The sequence below is a fragment of the Streptomyces prunicolor genome (assembly GCF_045162825.1).
Classification (GTDB): domain Bacteria; phylum Actinomycetota; class Actinomycetes; order Streptomycetales; family Streptomycetaceae; genus Streptomyces; species Streptomyces prunicolor.
Genome location: NZ_CP108676.1, coordinates 6929463 through 6947731 on the forward strand (window position 1 = coordinate 6929463; position 18269 = coordinate 6947731).

At 69.2% G+C, this 18269-nt stretch carries 19 protein-coding genes; 15 read left to right on the plus strand and 4 right to left on the minus strand.

The annotated features are described in order from the left end of the window. Positions 1-71 precede the first annotated feature (71 nt). The 5 genes from OG588_RS31970 (at position 72) to OG588_RS31990 (ending at position 4661) form a co-directional block, all read left to right on the plus strand. A complete protein-coding gene (locus tag OG588_RS31970) occupies positions 72-1118 on the plus strand; it encodes a sugar kinase (RefSeq protein ID WP_405950282.1) in 1047 nt (348 codons plus the stop codon). Then, on the plus strand, positions 1115-1885 hold the full coding sequence (locus tag OG588_RS31975) for an IclR family transcriptional regulator (protein WP_405950283.1): 771 nt from the start codon (positions 1115-1117) through the stop codon (positions 1883-1885). Before OG588_RS31970 ends, OG588_RS31975 begins: the two co-directional genes overlap by 4 nt. Positions 1886-1895: 10 nt before the next feature. Next, positions 1896-2300 (plus strand): RidA family protein, encoded by a 405-nt coding sequence (locus tag OG588_RS31980; RefSeq protein WP_405950284.1) that lies wholly within the window; start codon positions 1896-1898, stop codon positions 2298-2300. Positions 2301-2429: 129 nt separating this feature from the next. Further along, positions 2430-3905, plus strand: a complete 1476-nt coding sequence (locus tag OG588_RS31985) for a GntP family permease (protein ID WP_405950285.1) — start codon at positions 2430-2432, stop codon at positions 3903-3905. 75 nt (positions 3906-3980) lie between these two features. Next, positions 3981-4661 carry a hypothetical protein gene (locus OG588_RS31990; protein ID WP_405950286.1) on the plus strand — a complete coding sequence of 227 codons (681 nt, stop codon included), beginning with the start codon at positions 3981-3983 and terminating at the stop codon, positions 4659-4661. A gap of 43 nt (positions 4662-4704) precedes the next feature. On the opposite strand, the gene OG588_RS31995 is transcribed toward OG588_RS31990, so the two are convergent. The 3 genes from OG588_RS31995 to OG588_RS32005 all read right to left on the minus strand — a co-directional run bounded on the left by OG588_RS31995 (position 4705) and on the right by OG588_RS32005 (position 8107). After that, positions 4705-6075, minus strand: a complete 1371-nt coding sequence (locus OG588_RS31995) for a M14 family metallopeptidase (RefSeq protein WP_405950287.1) — start codon at positions 6073-6075, stop codon at positions 4705-4707. A gap of 177 nt (positions 6076-6252) precedes the next feature. After that, the gene (locus OG588_RS32000; protein ID WP_405950288.1) at positions 6253-7518 is read right to left on the minus strand and encodes a hypothetical protein; all 1266 of its coding nucleotides are present in this window, start codon (positions 7516-7518) and stop codon (positions 6253-6255) included. A gap of 70 nt (positions 7519-7588) precedes the next feature. Continuing rightward, the gene (locus tag OG588_RS32005; protein ID WP_266861490.1) at positions 7589-8107 is read right to left on the minus strand and encodes a SigE family RNA polymerase sigma factor; all 519 of its coding nucleotides are present in this window, start codon (positions 8105-8107) and stop codon (positions 7589-7591) included. 231 nt (positions 8108-8338) lie between these two features. Here OG588_RS32005 and OG588_RS32010 point away from each other — a divergent pair, with 231 nt between their 5' ends. After that, complete coding sequence (locus OG588_RS32010) at positions 8339-8845, plus strand: SMI1/KNR4 family protein (protein WP_405950289.1); 507 nt, start codon at positions 8339-8341, stop codon at positions 8843-8845. 143 nt (positions 8846-8988) lie between these two features. Next, on the plus strand, positions 8989-9204 hold the full coding sequence (locus OG588_RS32015) for an antitoxin (RefSeq protein WP_405950290.1): 216 nt from the start codon (positions 8989-8991) through the stop codon (positions 9202-9204). A gap of 72 nt (positions 9205-9276) precedes the next feature. On the opposite strand, the gene OG588_RS32020 is transcribed toward OG588_RS32015, so the two are convergent. Beyond that, a complete protein-coding gene (locus tag OG588_RS32020) occupies positions 9277-10923 on the minus strand; it encodes a chitinase (protein ID WP_405953261.1) in 1647 nt (548 codons plus the stop codon). Positions 10924-11353: 430 nt separating this feature from the next. On the opposite strand from OG588_RS32020, the gene OG588_RS32025 reads away from it, so the two are divergent. From OG588_RS32025 to OG588_RS32060, 8 genes are all read left to right on the plus strand, one after another. Further along, positions 11354-12163 (plus strand): hypothetical protein, encoded by an 810-nt coding sequence (locus tag OG588_RS32025; RefSeq protein ID WP_405953262.1) that lies wholly within the window; start codon positions 11354-11356, stop codon positions 12161-12163. A 122-nt stretch (positions 12164-12285) separates the two neighbouring features. Next, positions 12286-12999: a Flp pilus assembly protein CpaB gene (gene cpaB, locus OG588_RS32030; RefSeq protein ID WP_405950291.1), complete on the plus strand. Its 714-nt coding sequence runs from the start codon at positions 12286-12288 to the stop codon at positions 12997-12999. 9 nt (positions 13000-13008) lie between these two features. After that, a complete protein-coding gene (locus OG588_RS32035; RefSeq protein WP_393035733.1) occupies positions 13009-14259 on the plus strand; it encodes an AAA family ATPase in 1251 nt (416 codons plus the stop codon). A 19-nt stretch (positions 14260-14278) separates the two neighbouring features. Continuing rightward, positions 14279-14665, plus strand: a complete 387-nt coding sequence (locus OG588_RS32040) for a TadE/TadG family type IV pilus assembly protein (RefSeq protein WP_405950292.1) — start codon at positions 14279-14281, stop codon at positions 14663-14665. Position 14666: 1 nt separating this feature from the next. Further along, the gene (locus OG588_RS32045; RefSeq protein WP_405950293.1) at positions 14667-15020 is read left to right on the plus strand and encodes a TadE/TadG family type IV pilus assembly protein; all 354 of its coding nucleotides are present in this window, start codon (positions 14667-14669) and stop codon (positions 15018-15020) included. A gap of 25 nt (positions 15021-15045) precedes the next feature. After that, entirely contained in the window at positions 15046-16386 is a 1341-nt protein-coding gene (locus OG588_RS32050; RefSeq protein ID WP_019055898.1) for a CpaF family protein, read from the plus strand. Between the two features lie 11 nt (positions 16387-16397). Further along, positions 16398-17339 carry a type II secretion system F family protein gene (locus OG588_RS32055; protein WP_405950294.1) on the plus strand — a complete coding sequence of 314 codons (942 nt, stop codon included), beginning with the start codon at positions 16398-16400 and terminating at the stop codon, positions 17337-17339. Between the two features lie 16 nt (positions 17340-17355). Next, on the plus strand, positions 17356-18246 hold the full coding sequence (locus tag OG588_RS32060; RefSeq protein ID WP_405950295.1) for a DUF5936 domain-containing protein: 891 nt from the start codon (positions 17356-17358) through the stop codon (positions 18244-18246). Positions 18247-18269: the final 23 nt, after the last annotated feature.

The following is an 18269-nucleotide window of genomic DNA, read 5'->3' on the forward strand; positions in this document are numbered from 1 at the left end:
TAACATCTCGCCCAACACCGGGTCAACGGAGCCGCCGCCCCCGGCGCACCGGACGAGGAGCCATCACCATCGTGACCGCCGACGGACAGTCCACCGCCGCCCGTGACGTCGTGGACGTCGTAGCGCTGGGCGAGTCCATGGTCACGTTCCTACCCAGCCGGGCGGGCCGCCTCGCCGACGTGCCGTCCTTCGATCGCGCCATCGGCGGCGCCGAGTCCAATGTCGCGTGCGTGCTGGCCGCCGCCGGGCACACCGTCCGGTGGGTCAGCCGGGTCGGGGCGGACGGGTTCGGCGATCATCTCGTCGAGACCATCGGTGGGTACGGGGTGGATGTGTCCGCCGTACGGCGTGATCCCACGCGGCCGACCGGCATCTACTTCCGCACCGCCGGGGACCGGGCCACCGACGCGCATGAAGTCGCCTACTACCGGGCCGGGTCCGCCGCCTCCGCGATGGCCGTGGCGAACGTGGACCTGGCCGCCGTACGGGCCGGGCGGGTGCTGCATCTGTCGGGGATCACCCCGATGCTGTCCGAGGACTGTCTCGGGCTGGTGCGTGAGCTGACCGCGATCCGTGCGCATCGCCCGTTGATCTCCTTCGACGTCAACCACCGCCCGGCGCTGGGGCGTTCGGCCGACGGGCCGAGCGTGCTGCTGGAGCTGGCGCGCGGCGCCGACCTCGTGTTCGTCGGTGAGGACGAGGCCGCCGAGGTCTGGGGGCTGGTCGGGGCCGATGCCGTACGGGACGCGTTCCCCGACCCCGAGACGCTCGTCGTCAAGCAGGGCGGACGCGGGGCCACCGTCTTCCACCGGGGTGACACCACCTTCGTGCCCGCGCCGCACGTCGACGTCGTCGCCGAGGTGGGCGCCGGGGACGCCTTCGCCGCCGGGTTCCTCTCCGCGACCCTGCGGGGACTTCCCGTACGGGACCGGCTGCGGCACGGGCATCTCACGGCCGCCGCCGCCCTCACCGTCCCCGGGGACCTCGCCGCGCCCCCGGTCCGTGACCACGCCGACCGGCTGGTCGCCCTGGACGAGCAGGCGTGGGGGAGACTTCGACTCGGCCCCGGCTGGACCGACGCCGCCGACTGGGCCGACGAGGAGGTATGTACGCCATGAGTCAGACCGTCGACCGCGCGCTCAGTATCCTGCCGCTGCTCGCCGAGGGCCCCGCCGACCTCGGCCAGGTCGCCGAGCGCCTCGACGTCCACAAGTCGACGGCCCTGCGCCTCCTGCGCACCCTGCACGAACACGGCCTGGTCTACCGCCAGTCCGACCAGCGCTACCGCCTCGGCGCGCGCCTCATCGCCCTCGCCCAGGAGGCGATGGAGAACCTCGACATCCGCGAGATCGCCCACCCCCATCTCGTCCGGCTGAACGAACAGTGCGGTCATACCGTCCACCTCGCGGTGTACGAGGAGAACGAGGTCCTCTACATCGACAAGGTGGAGAGCCGCTACCCGGTGCGGATGTACTCGCGGATCGGGAAGCCGGTCGCCATCACCGTCGCGGGCGTGGCCAAGCTGCTGCTGGCCGACCTGCCGGAGGGCGAGCGCCGGGTGCTCGCCGACAAGCTCGAATACCCCATGTACACCGCCCGCTCCACCCCCAACGCCCCTGCTTTCCTAAGGGAGTTGGAGAAAGTGCGGGAACAGGGCTGGGCCACCGACCTCGGCGGCCACGAAGAGTCCATCAACTGTGTCGCCGCGCCGATCCGGGGCGCCGACGGACGGGTGGCCGCCGCGATGTCGGTCTCCGCGCCCAATGTCGTCGTCACCGCCGACGAACTCCTCACCCTGCTTCCACTGGTCCGTCGCACGGCGGACGCCATCAGTGGCGAGTACTCGGGCAGGACCCCAGTGACCCCCACAAACGACCCCGCATGAAGGACCTCGTATGACGGACAAGACCGCGCTCACGCCCAAGACCCACGCCACCCCGCCCGCGAAGTTCTCGCACGGCGTCCGCAAGGGGAACATCCTCCAGGTCGCCGGCCAGGTCGGCTTCCTCCCTGCCGAGGAGGGCAAGCCGCCGACGCCGGCCGGCCCGACCCTGCGCGAGCAGACCCTCCAGACCCTCGCCAACGTCCAGGCGGTCCTGGAGGAGGGCGGCGCGAGCTGGGAGGACGCGATGATGATCCGCGTCTATCTGACGGACGTGGACCACTTCGCCGAGATGAACGCCGTCTACAACGAGTACTTCGAGGGCCGCGTCGAGATCCCCGCCGCGCGCACGACGGTCTACGTCGGCCTGCCCGCCGGGCTGCTCATCGAGATCGACGCGCTGGCCGTCCTGAGCTGACCAGCCCTTTGAGCTGATACCGCCCCAACTCCCGCACACCGTACGACGGTTCGGCGCCCTTCGGGGTGCCGCGCCGCGATCCCCCCTGCCCCGAAAGTCCCATGCTCTTACGACCCAGAGGACCCCCACATGTCCCTACCGCTCGCCGGCACCGCCCCCGCGACACCACCCCACACCGGAGGCCTGCTTCTCCTACTCGACGGCACAGCAGGCCTGTTGACGGTCGCCGCACTCGGGATCGCGCTCCTTCTCTTCCTGATCATCAAGGTCAGACTCCAGCCCTTCGTGGCCCTCCTCGCCGTCTCCATAACCGTCGGCCTGCTCTCCGGCCTCTCGGTCACCGAACTCTTCGGCACGGTCCAGCGATCGGACGCCGTCTCCACCATCGAGTCCGGCATGGGTGGCATCCTCGGCCATGTCGCGATCATCATCGGCCTGGGCACGATGCTCGGCGCGATCCTCGAAGTCAGCGGCGGCGCCGAGGTGTTGGCGTCCCGGCTGCTCAATCTCTTCGGCGAGAAGCGAGCGCCGCTCGCCATGGGCCTGACCGGCCTGATCTTCGGCATCCCGGTCTTCTTCGACGTCGGCATCTTCGTCCTCGCGCCGATCGTGTACGCCGCCGCCAAGCGCGGCGGCAAGTCGATCCTGCTGTACTGCCTGCCGCTGCTCGCGGGTCTGTCGATGACCCACGCGTTCCTGCCGCCGCACCCCGGCCCGGTGGCCGCGGCCGGCCTGCTCCACGTGCAGCTCGGCTGGGTCATCCTCATGGGCATCGTCGTCGGCATCCCCGCCGTGCTCGCCGCGTGGGCCTACGCCGCCTGGATCGGCAAGCGGATCTTCGTGGCCGTACCGCAGGACATGGTCGAGGCGGCGGCCGAGGCGAAGCAGGCGGTCATCGACGAACAGCGGGAGTCCGGCGTCGTACCGCAGGAGAAGCCGGTGTCGCTGGGCACGGTCCTCGCGATCATCGGTACGCCCCTGGTGCTCATCCTCGCGGCCACCTTCTCGTCGATCGCCTTCGACCCGTCGACCGGCCGCTCGGTGGTGGAGTTCTTCGGCAGCCCCTTCGTCGCCCTGACGATCGCTCTCCTCCTCGCGTACTACCTCCTGGGTCTGAGGCGCGGCTGGTCCCGTAAGTCCCTGGAGACCGTCTCCACCGCGTCCCTGAAGCCGGTCGGCAACATCATCCTCGTCGTCGGCGCGGGCGGGGTCTTCGGCGCCGTACTGAAGGCGAGCGGGGTCGCGCAGGCGCTCTCGGACACCTTCCACGACGTAGGCCTGCCGGTGCTCGTGCTGTCGTACCTGATCTCGCTGGTACTACGGGTCGCACAGGGTTCGGCGACGGTGGCGATCGTGACGACGGCGGGCATCGTGGCCCCGCTGCTCGCGGAGGGCGATCACTCGCAGGCCTTCGTCGCGCTGGTCATCATGGCCATCTCGGCGGGCTCGATCTTCGCCTCGCACGTCAATGACGGGGGCTTCTGGATGGTCGCGAAATACTTCGGGATCAGCGAGCGGGACACGCTGAAGACGTGGACCGTGCTGGAGTCGGTGCTGTCGGTGGCGGGGTTCGCGGTGGCCGCTGTGCTCAGTGTGTTCGTGTAAGCCGCTTGTAGGCGTCTGATAACAAAATTGGGGCTGGCTGTGCCCGACACAGGATCGTCGACCATACTTCGCGCTGTGGAGCAGCGCATAGGTTCGAGCAGCCAGCCCCTGGAGGGCGAGCCCGTGAAGGGTGCCGGTTTCGACCCGGCCTTCATCCCGGGGCTCACCGCACCCGCCGTGTCCTCCGGTAAGCCGGGGGACGCGAAGCCGCGGGGCGCGGAGCCCGAGGACGCGAAGGCCGAGGAGCCGGCGACACCGGAGGAGCCGGCGGAGTCCGAGGGCGAGAAGCCGTCGGTCCAGAAGGCCGAGGAGTCCGAGGCGGAGGCCGAGAAGGCCGTTGCCGAGGACGCCGATGACGAGTCCGAGGCCGATGACGAGGCCGACGAGGAATCGTCCGACGGGCCGGTCTTCGAGGCGTCCGACCGTCGTGCGGAGATCGTCGCGGACGAGAAGGGCGTACGACTGCGCCTGGACGACCAGGCGTGCGAGTTCCGCTGGGACGAGATCGGTGCCGTGGAGACCGAGACCCCGCGCTTCGGCAAGCGGTTCACCATCACGGTGCACACTCCTGACCGCCGTTGGTTCCCGATCGAGATCGAGGCGGCGGCCAGGAGCCGGTTCACCGAGTGGGAGACGCAGTTGGACGCGGTCCTCGACGCGTACTTCGACGACGGCGCCGAGGACGAGGACGACGAGTCCGCCGAGGTGGACGAGGCGGCGCTCGCCGCGGCGGAGGCAGAGGTCCGCGAGGACTAGCCGACCGCAGGACAAGGGCTGACCATCCGCAGTACAAGGCTGGTTAGCCGCAGTACTGGGCCGCTTTGCCGATGGACCGGTACATGCAGTCGGCGTTCTCCAGCAGTTGGAACACCGCGTCCCGGTTCCGGGAGGTCTCCCGCTCGATCACCTCGTCGGGCGGGTAGAACCCACCCCCGGAACTGGACGTCGGATACATCTCGAAGGTGTAGTCGAAGATCTTCTGACTGCCCCAGAGATAGTCGTCGATCGAACCGTCCGTGATGTACAGGTCGCTGGACTGCTCGGCCGTGTACCCGTTGCTCGCGCCCATCTTCTGCCCGACCGCCTTGAACGCGGCGGCGTCGTCCGCCGTCATCCCGGTCGCCGTGTCGGAGTACGTGTACCCGAACGGCCACAACACGAGTTCGCTGTACGTGTGGAAGTCGATCCCCGCGGTGATCTGTTGCTTCCCGCCGACGACCCGGCTGCGTACGAAGTCGGCGACCACCTTCACCTCGGGCGCCGACTCGGCGGACGCACCCCGGTAGGTCTCGGACGAGGTCGAGGTCGAAGAGCCGCCGCAGCAGCCCCACTTGTAGTTCCAGTTCCGGTTGAGGTCCGTACCGACGTAACTGGAACCGGAGTTGGGCTGGCGGTTCTTGCGCCAGGACCGGTAGGCGCCGGTCGCTATGTCGTACTCGCCGCCGTCCGGGTTGAGGTCGGGCACGATCCAGATCTCGCGGTTGTTCACGATGTTCGTGACGCGGGAGTCGGTGCCGTAGCCCGCGCCCAACTCGCGCAGCAGGTACAGCGCCATCTCCACCGTGAGGTGCTCGCGGGCGTGCTGGTGGAACGTGAAGATGACCTCGGGTTCGCTCTCGTCGGTTGCCACGTTGTCGCTGACCTTGATGGCGACGATGTCCCGGCCCTGGTACGACTTGCCGATGACCTTCTTGCTCATGATGCCGGGGTAGGCGGCGAGCCGCTGGTCGATCTCCGTGTTCGCCTCGGCGTAGTTGTGGTACTTCGCGTCGGCCGAGGGGAAGTCGAGGAGCCGTGCGGTGTCCGCGGCCGAGGAGCGGTCCGGGGCGGAGCCCAACAGCGAGACGGTGTAACCCTGTTGACGCAGTTTCGCGATCTGGGCCGCGCGGCCGGAGACGACCACGGTCTCCTCGTCGGACTCGTCCACGGTGACGCCGGCCGCCGCGATGGCCGTCCGCGTGACCGGGGTGTTGTGGTCGACGTGGATCTCGTACTGGCGGATGTCGTCCGCGGCCGGAGCGGCCTGGCGCGTGCTGTCGGCGGTGGCCTTGGACGCGGTGGCCGCCGTGACGGGGGCGGCGAGGGCGAGGGCCATCAGGGCGGCGAGCGCGGCGGTGCGTCTGCCGCTACGGGTGCCGCTTCGGGCTGAGCCGCGTATTCGGAGTCGCATGAAATCTCCTTGCTGGAGGTGGGGGGTGTTTCAGTGCGACGTGCGTGAAGTACGGCGTGCGGGTGGGGTGTTCGCGTGAGGTGCTCGGGTGAGCTGTTCGCGTGAGCGTTCCTGTGTGCCGCCTATGTTGATGTGTTGGCATGGTCAGGTCAAGGGCGTCAAAAGTCGCTGGCTGGATTACCGCCACTTCGGGCTGAGGGTGATCTCCCGGAGCTGCTTGATGGTCAGGGCCGGGGACTTGCGGGTCGCGGCGGTGTCCTGGGAGCCGGAGTTGAACGCGCTGACGACGACCCGGCTTCCGTCGGGCCGCATGGTGTCGACGGTCCACATCACGACCCCGGTACCGCCCTTCTCGCCCGGTCCCTGGTGCGTGGCGACCTTCGTGCCGTCGGACAGGACCTCGGCGTCGGAGCCGAACAGCTCGCCCTCGACATCCGCCATGTCCGTCTGGACGTTGACTTGTACGAGGGTCTTGCCCTTGCCGTCGTCGACGACGAGATAGCCGAACCCGGTGTCGCCGGGGTCGCCGGCCTCGGACACCGCGAGGCCCTTCGGCACCAGCGTCCGCAGCGTGGAGGTGACGGACACGGCGGCGCCCGTGCTCGAACTCGACGGTGTGGTCGGTGAGTTCGGGTTCACCGGCATGGCGTCGATCGCGTCCCGCCAGACCTTCGAGGCGGCCACCTTCCTCAACTGGGCCGCGGACAGCGGCGGTTGGGGCCTGGTGATCGGCGCGTCCTTCTCGGCGGCGGCGTTCCACTCGTTCACGCTCACGTGCTGGCCCTGCGGGGTGACGAGTTCGGCGTTCCACCATTTGGTGTCCACCCGGCGGTCCGGATACTCGTACCCCTGAAGCACCATGACCACCGACCCGTCCGCCAACTTGCTTGTGCCGCACGCGTCGTAGTGCGTGAACGCCTTCCCCGGGCATGTGGTGATCTGACGCGCGTCGTCGCTCCCCGGCTGGATCCGGTCCATGGTGAGACTGACGGCCGCCGCGCCCTTGCCGTCGTTGAAGACGAGTCGGACGTACGGCGACAGTCCCTCGTCCGTGCCACGGGCCTCGATCTTCGTGAACTCGCCGTAGGTGCCGCCCCTGCCGACGACGAGCTGGTGTTCGAGCGTACGGGTCAGGGTCTCGGCGGAGACGGGGGTGGGGGCGGAGGCTGAGGCGAGGGTGGAAGTGGCCGCGGAACCCCGTGCCTTGGCGGGGTCTCCGCTCGGCAGGAGCAGCGCGCCGCCGACGCCGACGAGGGCGATACCGGCGGCGCCGCCCATGACGGCGGCGTTCCGGCGGCGTAGTAGGTGCCGTCGTCCCTTGAGGGCGCCGGCGGTGACGAGTGCGGCGCGGTCGGTCTCGAAGGCGTTGCCCGCGTCGTGCAGACCGGCGGTGAGCCGTTCCTCGAACGGGTCGAGGAGGTCGCTGTGTTGGGCGTCGGGCATGGCGGACCACCGTTTCGCGTAAGGGAGTTGGCAGGCGGGATGACGTGAGGGACGAAAGGAGCGGGGGTGTTCAGGGGCGGGCGTATTCGTCGAGGTTCTCGCCGAGCAGCTCCCGCAGCCGGCCGAGCGCGCGGACGCACCGGGTGCGTACGGCGGCCGAACTGACCTGCATGACGTCGGCGGTCTCCTCGACGGACCGGTCCTCCCAGTACCGCAGGACGACCACGGCCCGGTCTTTTGCGGGCAGCCGGGAGAGGGCCTGGAGCAGGGTCAGCCGCAACGGCGTGTCCGCGCCCGGGGCGCCGGGGTCGGGCAGGTCGGGCAGCAGGTCGGTGGCGCGCTCGGTGCTGCTGCGGCGCCGCTGATGGGCGAGGTAGGTACGGGTGAGGACGGTCTGGGCGTACCCGGCGGGGTTGCCGACCCGGGAGAGCCGTCCCCAGCCGACGTACAGCTTGCCGAGGGTCTCCTGCACCAGATCCTCGGCGAGATGCGTGTCCCCGGCGGTCAACAGACAGGCGGACCGGTAGAGATGCCCGGCGCGCGCGGCGGCGAACTCCTCGTACGCGTCGGCACGTTCCTGTCGTCTCATGCCTGATCCCCCCTGCCCCGGCGGTCCCGGTTCCGGCACCGCCCTCACTTGTACTGATGCGGTGGGCTCACAGAAATGTTTCAGGTCGGCTCGATCGGCGGGGCCGATCGGGTCGGTTCGATCGTTCGGGCCGATGGCCTCCGGCGGGCCGTGACGCGGGAGTTGGGGCCGCAGTTCGGGCGGCAGTTCGTGCCGGCCGCGTTGTCAGTGGCGGCTGCTACGAATGTCGGTATGACCGAGGACGAGATCATCCACGCGATCCGCGAGCGCTACCCGGCGGGCGAACGGCCGCCGACCGCACCGCCGGAGGCCGTGGCCGAGTTGGAGGCCGCGGTGGGGTATCCGATGCCGCCGCTCCTCAAGCGGATCTATCTGGAGGTCGCCGACGGCGGGTTCGGCCGCTGGGGCGAGGCGCTGTCTCTCGCCGACGAGCCGTACAGGTACAGCGACGCCGATCTGCTGGTCGCGGAGTACCGGGGCTGGCGCCGGAGCACCCCTGGCTACCCGCCCTCCGTCGTACCGCTGTTGACGTGGGGCTGCGCGATCTGGTCCCTCGTCGACTTCAGCACCCCGGAGGGCCGGATGTGGGGGTGGGACCCCAACGCCCGGTGTCCGTGGCACGGAGAGGCGCTGTTCCCCGAGGACTTCACCCTGGCCGAGCGGCTTCAGGGGTGGTTGGACGGGGAGGCGGTCTTTCCGGCGGCGCCCGCCGCGCCGTCGTACTGCACGGAAGACTGACGCGAGACGGGTACGCCCCGAACGCGCCCGTCCCGCACCTCCGCCCGCCGGGGCATTCGGGGTGGGGCCACCTTGTTCTCCGGGTCCGTCGTGCGGACCATGTCCCTGACCGGGCAAGGCCGTTGCGGCGAGGGGGAACTGTCGTGTTCGACAACCTGCGGGACCTGGACAAGCTCAAGGACAAGGCCGAGGAGATCGCCGAGGAGCACGGTGACAAGATCACCGACGGGCTGGAGAAGGCCGGTGACCTCATCGACGAGAAGACGGACGGCAAGCACAGCGAGCAGATCGACACGGGGGTCGAGAAGGCGCGGGGGCTGGTGGAGAAGCTCGCCGAGAACGCGGACGACAAGGACTGACCGGCCCGACGCCGAGGAGTGCGACCCGACAGCTCGGTCGCACTCCTCGTTCACCACGGTTCGCTACGGTCGCTACGGCAGCGCGTGCACATGCGCCCCCACCGAGTTCGACCACGAACTCCCCGCGGCCGCGTCCCAGTTCGTCGACCATGTCATCGCGCCCCGGAGGTCGGGGTACGTCTTCGACGGCTTGAAGGTGCCGCAGTTGGTGCCGGCGGTGAGGCAGTCGAGGGCGTTGTTCACGATGGTGGGGGAGACGTAGCCGCTGCCGGCCGCGCTGGTCGAGGCCGGGAGGCCCAGGCCCACCTGGGACGGGGAGAGGCCGCCCTGGAGCTGGATGCAGGCGAGGGCCGTGAGGAAGTCCACCGTGCCCTGGCCGTAGACCTTGCCGTCGCAGCCCAGCATCGTGCCGCTGTTGTAGTACTGCATGTTGACGACCGTGAGGATGTCCTTGATGTTCAGGGCCGTCTGGAAGTACGCGTTCGACGTCGACTGCATGTCGATCGTCTGCGGGGCCATCGTGATGATGAGGGACGAGCCCGCCTTCGAGGAGAGGGACCTCAACGCCTGTGTCATGTAGGTCGCGTTGATGCCGTTCTCCAGGTCGATGTCGACGCCGTCGAAGCCGTACGTCTGCATCAGGGAGTAGACCGAGTTGGCGAAGTTCGTCGCGGACGTCGAGTCGCTCACCGAGATCGTGCCGTTCTGGCCGCCGATCGAGATGACGACCTTCTTGCCGGCCGCGTGCTTGGCCGCGATGTCCGCCTTGAACTGGTCGACCGTGTAGCCGCCGAGACCGGCCGAGTCGAGCGTGAAGGAGACCGCGCCCGGCGTCGAGGTCGCGTCCGCGAAGGCCACCGCGATGATGTCGTACTGGGAGGAGACCGCCGAGAGCTTCTGGACGGTCGCGCCGTTGTTGAAGTTCTGCCAGTAGCCGGTCACCGCGTGCTTCGGGAGGGTGCCGTTTCCGCCGCCGCCCGTCGCCGTCGTCGTGCCCGTCACCGCTGTCGACTTGCCCGACTCACCGGCCGAGTTGGTCGCCGTGATCTGGAAGGAGTACGAGGTGGAGGCCGCAAGTCCCGTGATCGTGGCGGACGTTCCCGTCACCGCCGTGATCTTCGTGCCGCTGCGGTAGACGTTGTAGCCCGTCGCTCCCGACACCGCGCTCCACGCGAGGGAGACCGAGGAAGAGGTCGTCGAGGGGACCGTCAGACCCGTCGGGGTCGCCGGGACAGTGGGGGCCGGGTCGCTGCCACCGCCGCCGTCCGGGCCGTAGACCGAGATGTCGTCCGCGTAGTACGCCGCCTGGCCGTACCAGCCGTGCGTGTACACCGAGACGGACGTGGTCGAGGCGCCCGTCGTGAACGTCGTCGAGAGCTGCTTCCAGGCCGATGTGTCGGGCGTCCAGGTCGAGACGTCCGTCGTGCCCGTGCCCGTCACGCCCAGGTAGGAGTAGCCGCCCTGCACCCACGCGCTCAGCGTGTACGTCGAGTTGGGCTTCACCGCGACCGACTCGCTGCACTGGGCGTTGTCCTGGCCGGCCGGGGTGGCCTTCAGCGCGGAGGCGCCGCTGTGGACCGGGGACGAGACGGTCGTGCCGCTGCCCGCCGTACAGGTCCAGTTGGTCAGGCCCGACTCGAAGCCGGCGTTCTTGGCGTTGTTGATGTCGGCGGCGGACGCCTGGCCGGTGCCCGCGAAGGAGAGGGCGAGGGCGGCCATGGCGACCCCGGCCCACAGACGTCTTTTCCTGAGGACGGGCGTGCCTGGTGCGCGGTCCACTGATGCCTCCGGTGGGGGAGTTTGGAGGGGACTGTGACTGTGACTGTGCCGACGGTGGCCACCGCTGGGAGTCCCAGAGTTGGTCCAGACCAATCTGATGTCAAGAGGTCCAGACCAACTTCGCCGACTCGGATCTCGGCGTTCCCGTCGCGATCGGATGCTCGACCTGTCCCGTTTTGGCGCGTTGTGTGCGATGACAGTTGCCGCACAGCTACAGAAACGCTGTTCTCCGGTCACAGGGGCGTGGTTACAGTGCTGAGGTAGTCACGCAATGAAGTCAACTCGGTGTGCCGGAGTAATGCCGGTGGGCCGACAGGCGTGAGACGGGGAGCTGCGCGTGCCAACTGCCATTGCCGTGACCAGCGCCGACATGGCGCTGCCAGCACAGGACGAACGGACCCTGCCCGCCGTCGTCCTGCGGGACCTCGATCAACGACCGCTGGACCAGGCGCTGTCGGAGATGCAGGCCCTGATCGACCAGCACGGGCATGTCGTCGTCGTGTCCTCGCAGGCCGTGTCCGAGGGTGTGGACCGACGGCTGCACACGATCCGGTCCATCCTGGAGAGCGACCGGATCGCCCTGTTCCGTCCGAATCTGCCCCCTCTCGGACTCGCCGTCCTGGCCCGCCAGTTGAGGCAGCTCGCGACCTGCGACCTCAGTCCCGGCGTGCTCGCCTCGGCCGGCCGGCTGCTCACCCACTACATCCACGCCGGCGCGGTCCTCGGCTCGGTCACCAAACTGGACCGGGTCCCCGTCGGCCTCAAGCAGCACGCCAAGTCCTGGGTGCCCGGCAGTCAGTTCGCGGTGATCGCCCACCCCGAGCCGCAGTTGGTCCGGATCGCTCCCGGAGTCACCCTGGAGGGGCCGGAGTTCGCCACCTGGATGCTGGTCGCCAAGGGGCAGCTGCAGTCCGACTGGATCGGCACCACCCTCGCCCCGGCGTGGAACGCGATGGGGCTGCGCGAGGCCACTCTGCCCGCCGAATCGGTGAGTTGGTGGGGCACGAGCAAGTTGATCGAGTTCTGTACCTATCTGCCCGACCTGTCGGTGCTGTACCAACTGGTCACCTCTGTACGGCAGTCCGTGTGCCACTGGTGCGGCATCGACGTCATCGGCGACCGTTGTGTCTTCTGCTCCGCCACACCGCCCGTTCACGAGAACCAAACATCGAGCGGATAAGTCCTCAACACACAGGACACGCTTACAGCACACGATCCGCCAGACCCGGTTCCCTCTCGCTCGATCCGCTCGATCCGCTCGTCTCCGCTTGACCGATATCCCCCAATGAGGTCGTACGGTTCATGAACTCCCGTCAGCGCCGCGGCGTGATACTCCTGCTCCTGTCGGTGATCTGCGCCCTCGGCGCGTTCGCCGGCGTCCTCTCCGTCATCCGTGACGTGAAGTCCAAGGTCGGTCCCGAGGTCGCGGCGTACCAGGTCAAGGACAACGTGGCGCCGTACACGGCCCTCACCGCCGCCCAGTTCAAGAAGATCGAGATGCCCAAGCGATGGCTCTCGGACAACGCCGTGACCGATCTGCGGCAGATCTCGGGCAAGATCGCCGTGACCACGCTGCGCGCGGGCTCCCTGCTCCAGACCGACATGATCGTCGACCAGCCGGCCCTGCAGCCCGGGCAGCAGGAGGTCGCCATCATGATCGACGCGGCGACCGGCGTCGCCGGCAAGATCACCCCGGGCTCGACGGTCAACGTCTACGCCACCTTCGAGGGCGCGAAAGCGGGTGACCCCGACCAGTCGAAGATCATCGTGACCAACGCGAAGGTGATCGACGTCGGCCACATCACCGCCCTCGACCCCGGCAGCAACAGCGACAAGAACCAGCAGACGTCCACCGACGGCGTACCGATCACCTTCGCGCTCTCCACGCTCGACGCCCAACGCATCACCTACGCCGAGTCGTTCGCCGAGCGGGTGCGGCTCGCGCTGGTGGCACCCGGTGGCGCCACGACCGTGCCCGAGCAGGACCGGACGTACGAACTCGCGAAGGACAAGTGAGAGGCCCGTATGCCCACCAGGATTCTTCCGGCGGTCGGAGACGCGGACGCCATCCGCGCCATCACGACCCTGCTCAGTCAGCTCCCGGACGCCGACCCGGTGGCCCCGGTGGCCGACTCGACGCAGCTCATCGACACCCTGGCCCGGCTCGCCGCCGAGTCCGTCGACGAGCTGCCCGAGGTCGTGGTGGTGCATGAACGCATCGGTCCCGTCCCGGCGTTGGAGCTGGTCCGCGAGGTCGCGCTGCGCTTCCCCGCGGTCGGCGTCATCCTCGTCACCACGGACGCCAGCCCCGGCCTCTTCCAGGCCGCCATGGACTCCGGCGCCCGCGGCCTGATCGCCCTCCCGCTGAGCTACGAGGAGTTGGCCAACCGCGTCCAGGCCGTCGCCGCCTGGTCGGTGGGCGTACGGCGCCATCTGGGCCACGGCGGCGACGTGTTCACCGGCGTCGGTGGCACCGTCGTCACGGTCAGCGGGTCCAAGGGCGGGGTCGGCGCGACCCTCGCCGCGATCCAACTCGCCCTCGCCGCCCAGGCGTCGGGACGTAGCGCCGCGCTCGTCGACATGGATCTGCAGACCGGGGACATCGCCTCCTACCTGGACGTCCAGTTCCGCCGCTCGGTCGTCGACCTCGCCGCGATCACCGACATCTCACCCCGGGTACTGGCCGACGCCGTGTTCCGGCACGACACCGGGATGGCGCTGCTGCTGGCCCCCGGCGAGGGCGAGCGCGGCGAGGAGGTCACCGACCGGGCCGCCCGGCAGATCGTCAGCGCGCTGCGCTCCCGCTACGAGGTCGTCGTCATCGACTGCGGCGCCCAGATGAGCGGCGCGAGCGCGGCAGCTGTCGAAATGGCCGACACGGCACTGCTGTTCACCACCCCGGACGTGGTCGCCGTACGCGCCGCGAAGCGCACCGTCCGCATGTGGGACCGGCTGCAGATCCGCAAGGCCGAGGAGACGACCATCGTCGTCAACCGGTACACACGCGGTACGGAGATCCAGCCCGCCCTCATCCAGCGGATCACCGGAACGGCGGTCGCCGCCACCGCGATCCCCGCCAACTTCAAGGAACTCCAGGGCGCGGTGGACGCCGGCCGCCTCCACGAACTCGACAACAAGAGCGTGGTGAAACAGGCCCTTTGGGGTCTCGCGGGCGAACTCGGACTGGTCAAGGTCCCCGAAGTCGCCCAGAAGAGCGGGCGGTTGCGAGGCGGCGGCGACCGCGGCTCGGTGAGCTTCCGGCGCCGGAGAGAGTGAACGGGGGACGAACGTGCGTATGGCTGTGATCTCTTGGCGTGAGCGGGACCGGGGCCAGGTCACCATCGAGTTCCTCGGCATGACCCCGCTGATCATCCTGACGCTGGTGCTGATGTGGCAGTTCGTGCTGCTGGGGTACACCTTCACGCTCGCGGGGAATGCTGCGGACGAGGCGGTGCGGGCGGGGACGGCCGCGGCCCCGGGGGATCGGGAGGCCGCCTGCCAACAGGCCGGTCTCGACAAGCTGGACGGCCCGTGGAAGGGGGACGCCACGGTGACCTGCGGAGGCACGGGTTTCGTCACGGCCGATGTCGACCTCAAGGTGCCCGTCCTCTTCCCGGGCGCGATCGGCTTCCCCTTCACGGTGCACGGCCACGCGGGCGCCGTAGAGGAGGCGAAGGACTGACATGTTCCACGGCCTCCGAGCGCGCGACCGCGGTCAAGTCGCCATCGAATACCTCGGATTCATCCCGGTCCTGCTCCTCGTCACGCTGGCGGCGGTGCAGCTCGGGCTGGTCGCGTACACCGCGGAGCAGGCGGGGACGGCGGCCCGGGCCGGAGCGCGCAGCGCCTCGCTGAGACAGGGTGCCCAGCCGGCGTGCAGCGAGGCCGTCAGCGACTGGCTCTCGGTCAGCTGCCCGGCGTCGTTCGGCGACGACTCGGTCACGGTCACCGCCACCATCCACATCCCGTCGGTCATCCCCGGCTACGACGGCTTCGGAGACGCCAGCAAGACCGCCACCATGCCGCTCGACCACTGAACGCGGAGCAAGGAGCACAGCACTCATGGGCCTGCGGGAACGAGTCAACCATCCCGAGGAGAACGGCCATCGGGGCGAGGACGGCCACATGGTCGCCACGTACCGCGCCAAACTCCTGGAGGAGATCGACCTCGCGGAGATGAGCGCGCTGGCCGCCGCCGAGCGACGGGCCCGGCTGGAGCGGGTGCTCGGGCACATCATCAGCCGTGAGGGACCGGTCCTCTCGACCGTCGAGCGCTCGCAGTTGATCCGCCGGGTCGTCGACGAGGCGCTCGGCCTCGGCATACTCGAACCGCTCCTCGAAGACGCGTCGATCACCGAGATCATGGTGAACGGCCCGGACGCGATCTTCGTCGAACGGGGCGGCCGGGTCGAGCAGTTGCCGCTCCGCTTCCCCTCGCACGACCAGCTGATGCAGACCATCGAGCGGATCGTGTCGACGGTCAACCGCCGCGTGGACGAGTCGAATCCGATGGTCGACGCGCGACTGCCGTCCGGTGAACGCGTCAACGTGATCATCCCGCCGCTCTCGCTGACGGGCGCGACGCTCACGATCCGCCGCTTCCCGCGCTCCTTCACGCTCCAGGAGATGGTCGGCTTCGGCTCGCTGGACGAGCACATGCTGTATCTCCTCGCGGGCCTGGTGCACGCGAAGTTCAACATCATCGTGTCGGGCGCGACGGGCACCGGGAAGACGACCCTCCTCAACGCGCTCTCCGGCCTGATCCCGGAGACCGAGCGCATCATCACCATCGAGGACTCCGCCGAACTCCAGCTCCAGCAGTCGCACGTGATCCGCCTGGAGGCACGCCCGCCGAACGTCGAGGGCAAGGGCCAGGTCACCATCCGCGACCTCGTCCGCAACTCCCTCCGGATGCGCCCCGACCGGATCGTGGTCGGTGAGGTCCGAGGCGGCGAGTCCCTCGACATGCTCCAGGCGATGTCGACGGGCCACGACGGCTCACTCGCCACCGTCCACGCCAACAGCGCGGAGGACGCGCTGATGCGCCTGAAGACGCTGGCGTCCATGTCCGAGGTCGAGGTCCCCTTCGAAGCCCTGCACGACCAGATCAACAGCGCCATCGACGTCATCATCCAACTCACCCGCTTCGCCGACGGCGCCCGCCGCATCACCGAGATCGCCCTCCTCGACAGCCACGGCAGCGAGCCGTACCGGCTGGCGACGGTGGCCCGCTTCAGCCCGCAGCCCATCTCCGCCGACGGCCGGGTCTACGGCACCTTCGAGTACTTCCCGCTCTCCCGCCGCACCGCCGACCGGCTCTACATGGCGAGCCAGCCCCTCCCGCAGGCCTTCGGCGTCGCCCACACCGCGGAACAGCTCGCCCTCAGAGAAGCCAGTAGGTAGGGACCGACCCCATGGATCTCCAGACGATCGTCACGCTCACCACCGGCGTCACCCTGCTGACCTGCGTCCTGGGTGTCGCCGGCGTGCACGCCTACGCCACGGGCAGGGCGCAGCGCGCGGCTCTGGTCGACCGCCTCTCCTCGACCGGCCAGATCCAGGTGGGCCGCGTCCGCCGCTTCCGCGACCTGGACCGCAGACTGCGCCGTACGCGGCTCGGCAGGCAGCTCGAACTGCGCCTTGCGGCAACGGGGTTGGACATGACGCCGGGTGAGTTCTTCGTCTACATGCTGGGCACGGTGGCGGCGCTCTGGCTGATCGGACAGGCCTCGCTCGCCCCCTTCTTCGGGCCGATAGCGGGCCTGTTGGGCATCGGGGTGGCGTTCCAGTTCCTCAACTGGCAACGCCAGAAGCGCATCGAGAAGTTCATCAACCAACTCCCCGAACTGGCCCGCATCATGGCCAACGCCACCCACGCGGGCCTCGCGCTGCGCACCTCGATCAGCATGGCGGCGGAGGAGCTGGAGGCACCGGCCGGGGAGGAACTCGCCAAGGTGGCAAACCAGTTGGCGGTGGGCGCCTCCATGGACGACGCACTGAGCGAACTGGCGGACCGCCTCCCGTCCCGCGAACTGGTCGTCCTGGTAACGACCTTGGTGCTCTCCAACCGGGCGGGCGGCCAGGTGGTGAGCGCCCTGCGCAACCTCACGGAGACCCTGGAGGAACGCAAGGAGACCCGCCGCGAGGTCCGCACCCAGCTCTCCCAGGTCAACATGACGGCGTACGCCGTTCCGGTGATGGGCGTGGGCGCCCTCTTCCTGATGGACGGCGTCAAACCCGGCGCCCTGGAACGGATGACGGGCTCCCCGATCGGCCAGGCCTGCGTGATCATCGCGTTCGGGCTGTACGCGGTGGGCTTCATCCTCATCCGCCGGCTGTCCCGCATCGACGTCTGAGGGGAGGAGAGCAGACATGGTGGCACTCGTACTCGGCCTGGTGATGGGCCTCAGCGTGTGGGGCGTCTTCGCGGGCATCCGCATGTATCGGGCGGACGCGAAACTCCCCAGCGACCTCGTCCTGGCCCTGGAGGTCGGCGCGACCCGCACCGGCGCGGTCGACTCCCTCATCGACCGCATGGGTATGCGCTACGCCCCGATGGTCCTGCGCCTGATGGGCCCCAGGATGGTCGCCAAGTACCGCCGCAAGATAGACCTCGCGGGCAACCCCGGCGGCCTGACCATCGACCGCTACGCGGCCCGCCGGGCGGTCTACGGCTTCCTCGGCGGCTTCGGCGGCCTGCTGATGCTGCTCGAAGGGCACTACATCGTCGCCCTCATCCTGTTCGCCTTCGGCGCGTTCTGGACGGAGGTCGGCATCTGGTCGGCGATCCGCATCCGCAAGGACGTGATCGAACGGACCCTGCCGGACTTCCTCGACGTCCTCGCGGTGGTGGTGAGCGCGGGCCTGGGCTTCCGCCAGGCCCTGGACCGCGTCGCCTCGAAATACGAAGGGCCGTGGGCGGACGAACTCCGCATCACCCTCCGCCAGATGGACCTGGGCATGAGCCGCCGCGCCGCCTTCGCCGAGCTCCGGCGCCGGAACGACAGCGAGCAAGTCGCCATGTTCGTCACGGCGTTGCAGCAGGGGGAGGAGCTGGGGGCGCCGATCGTGGACACTTTGGTGTCGCTGGCGAAGGACATGCGCCGCACGGACGCGCAGAACGCCCGTCGTAAGGCGGCCCGCGCGGTCCCCAAGGCCACCATGATGATCACCACGTTCATGGTCCCGGCCACGCTGCTGCTGCTGGGCGCGGGGCTGTTGCTCGGCTCCGGCACGGACTTCAGCACCCTCACGGGCAAGTAGACGGGGACGGGGGCGACTTGACC

Excerpts from the sequence above, each read along its gene's own strand:
- OG588_RS31975 (WP_405950283.1), top strand. The coding sequence starts at position 1,115 with ATGAGTCAGACCGTCGACCGCGCGCTCAGTATCCTGCCGCTGCTCGCC.
- OG588_RS31980 (WP_405950284.1), top strand. The coding sequence starts at position 1,896 with ATGACGGACAAGACCGCGCTCACGCCCAAGACCCACGCCACCCCGCCC.
- OG588_RS31985 (WP_405950285.1), top strand. The coding sequence starts at position 2,430 with ATGTCCCTACCGCTCGCCGGCACCGCCCCCGCGACACCACCCCACACC.
- OG588_RS31995 (WP_405950287.1), bottom strand. The coding sequence starts at position 6,075 with ATGCGACTCCGAATACGCGGCTCAGCCCGAAGCGGCACCCGTAGCGGC.
- OG588_RS32000 (WP_405950288.1), bottom strand. The coding sequence starts at position 7,518 with ATGCCCGACGCCCAACACAGCGACCTCCTCGACCCGTTCGAGGAACGG.
- OG588_RS32005 (WP_266861490.1), bottom strand. The coding sequence starts at position 8,107 with ATGAGACGACAGGAACGTGCCGACGCGTACGAGGAGTTCGCCGCCGCG.
- OG588_RS32010 (WP_405950289.1), top strand. The coding sequence starts at position 8,339 with ATGACCGAGGACGAGATCATCCACGCGATCCGCGAGCGCTACCCGGCG.
- OG588_RS32020 (WP_405953261.1), bottom strand. The coding sequence starts at position 10,923 with ATGGCCGCCCTCGCCCTCTCCTTCGCGGGCACCGGCCAGGCGTCCGCC.
- OG588_RS32025 (WP_405953262.1), top strand. The coding sequence starts at position 11,354 with ATGGCGCTGCCAGCACAGGACGAACGGACCCTGCCCGCCGTCGTCCTG.
- cpaB (WP_405950291.1), top strand. The coding sequence starts at position 12,286 with ATGAACTCCCGTCAGCGCCGCGGCGTGATACTCCTGCTCCTGTCGGTG.
- OG588_RS32035 (WP_393035733.1), top strand. The coding sequence starts at position 13,009 with ATGCCCACCAGGATTCTTCCGGCGGTCGGAGACGCGGACGCCATCCGC.
- OG588_RS32040 (WP_405950292.1), top strand. The coding sequence starts at position 14,279 with ATGGCTGTGATCTCTTGGCGTGAGCGGGACCGGGGCCAGGTCACCATC.
- OG588_RS32045 (WP_405950293.1), top strand. The coding sequence starts at position 14,667 with ATGTTCCACGGCCTCCGAGCGCGCGACCGCGGTCAAGTCGCCATCGAA.
- OG588_RS32050 (WP_019055898.1), top strand. The coding sequence starts at position 15,046 with ATGGGCCTGCGGGAACGAGTCAACCATCCCGAGGAGAACGGCCATCGG.
- OG588_RS32055 (WP_405950294.1), top strand. The coding sequence starts at position 16,398 with ATGGATCTCCAGACGATCGTCACGCTCACCACCGGCGTCACCCTGCTG.
- OG588_RS32060 (WP_405950295.1), top strand. The coding sequence starts at position 17,356 with ATGGTGGCACTCGTACTCGGCCTGGTGATGGGCCTCAGCGTGTGGGGC.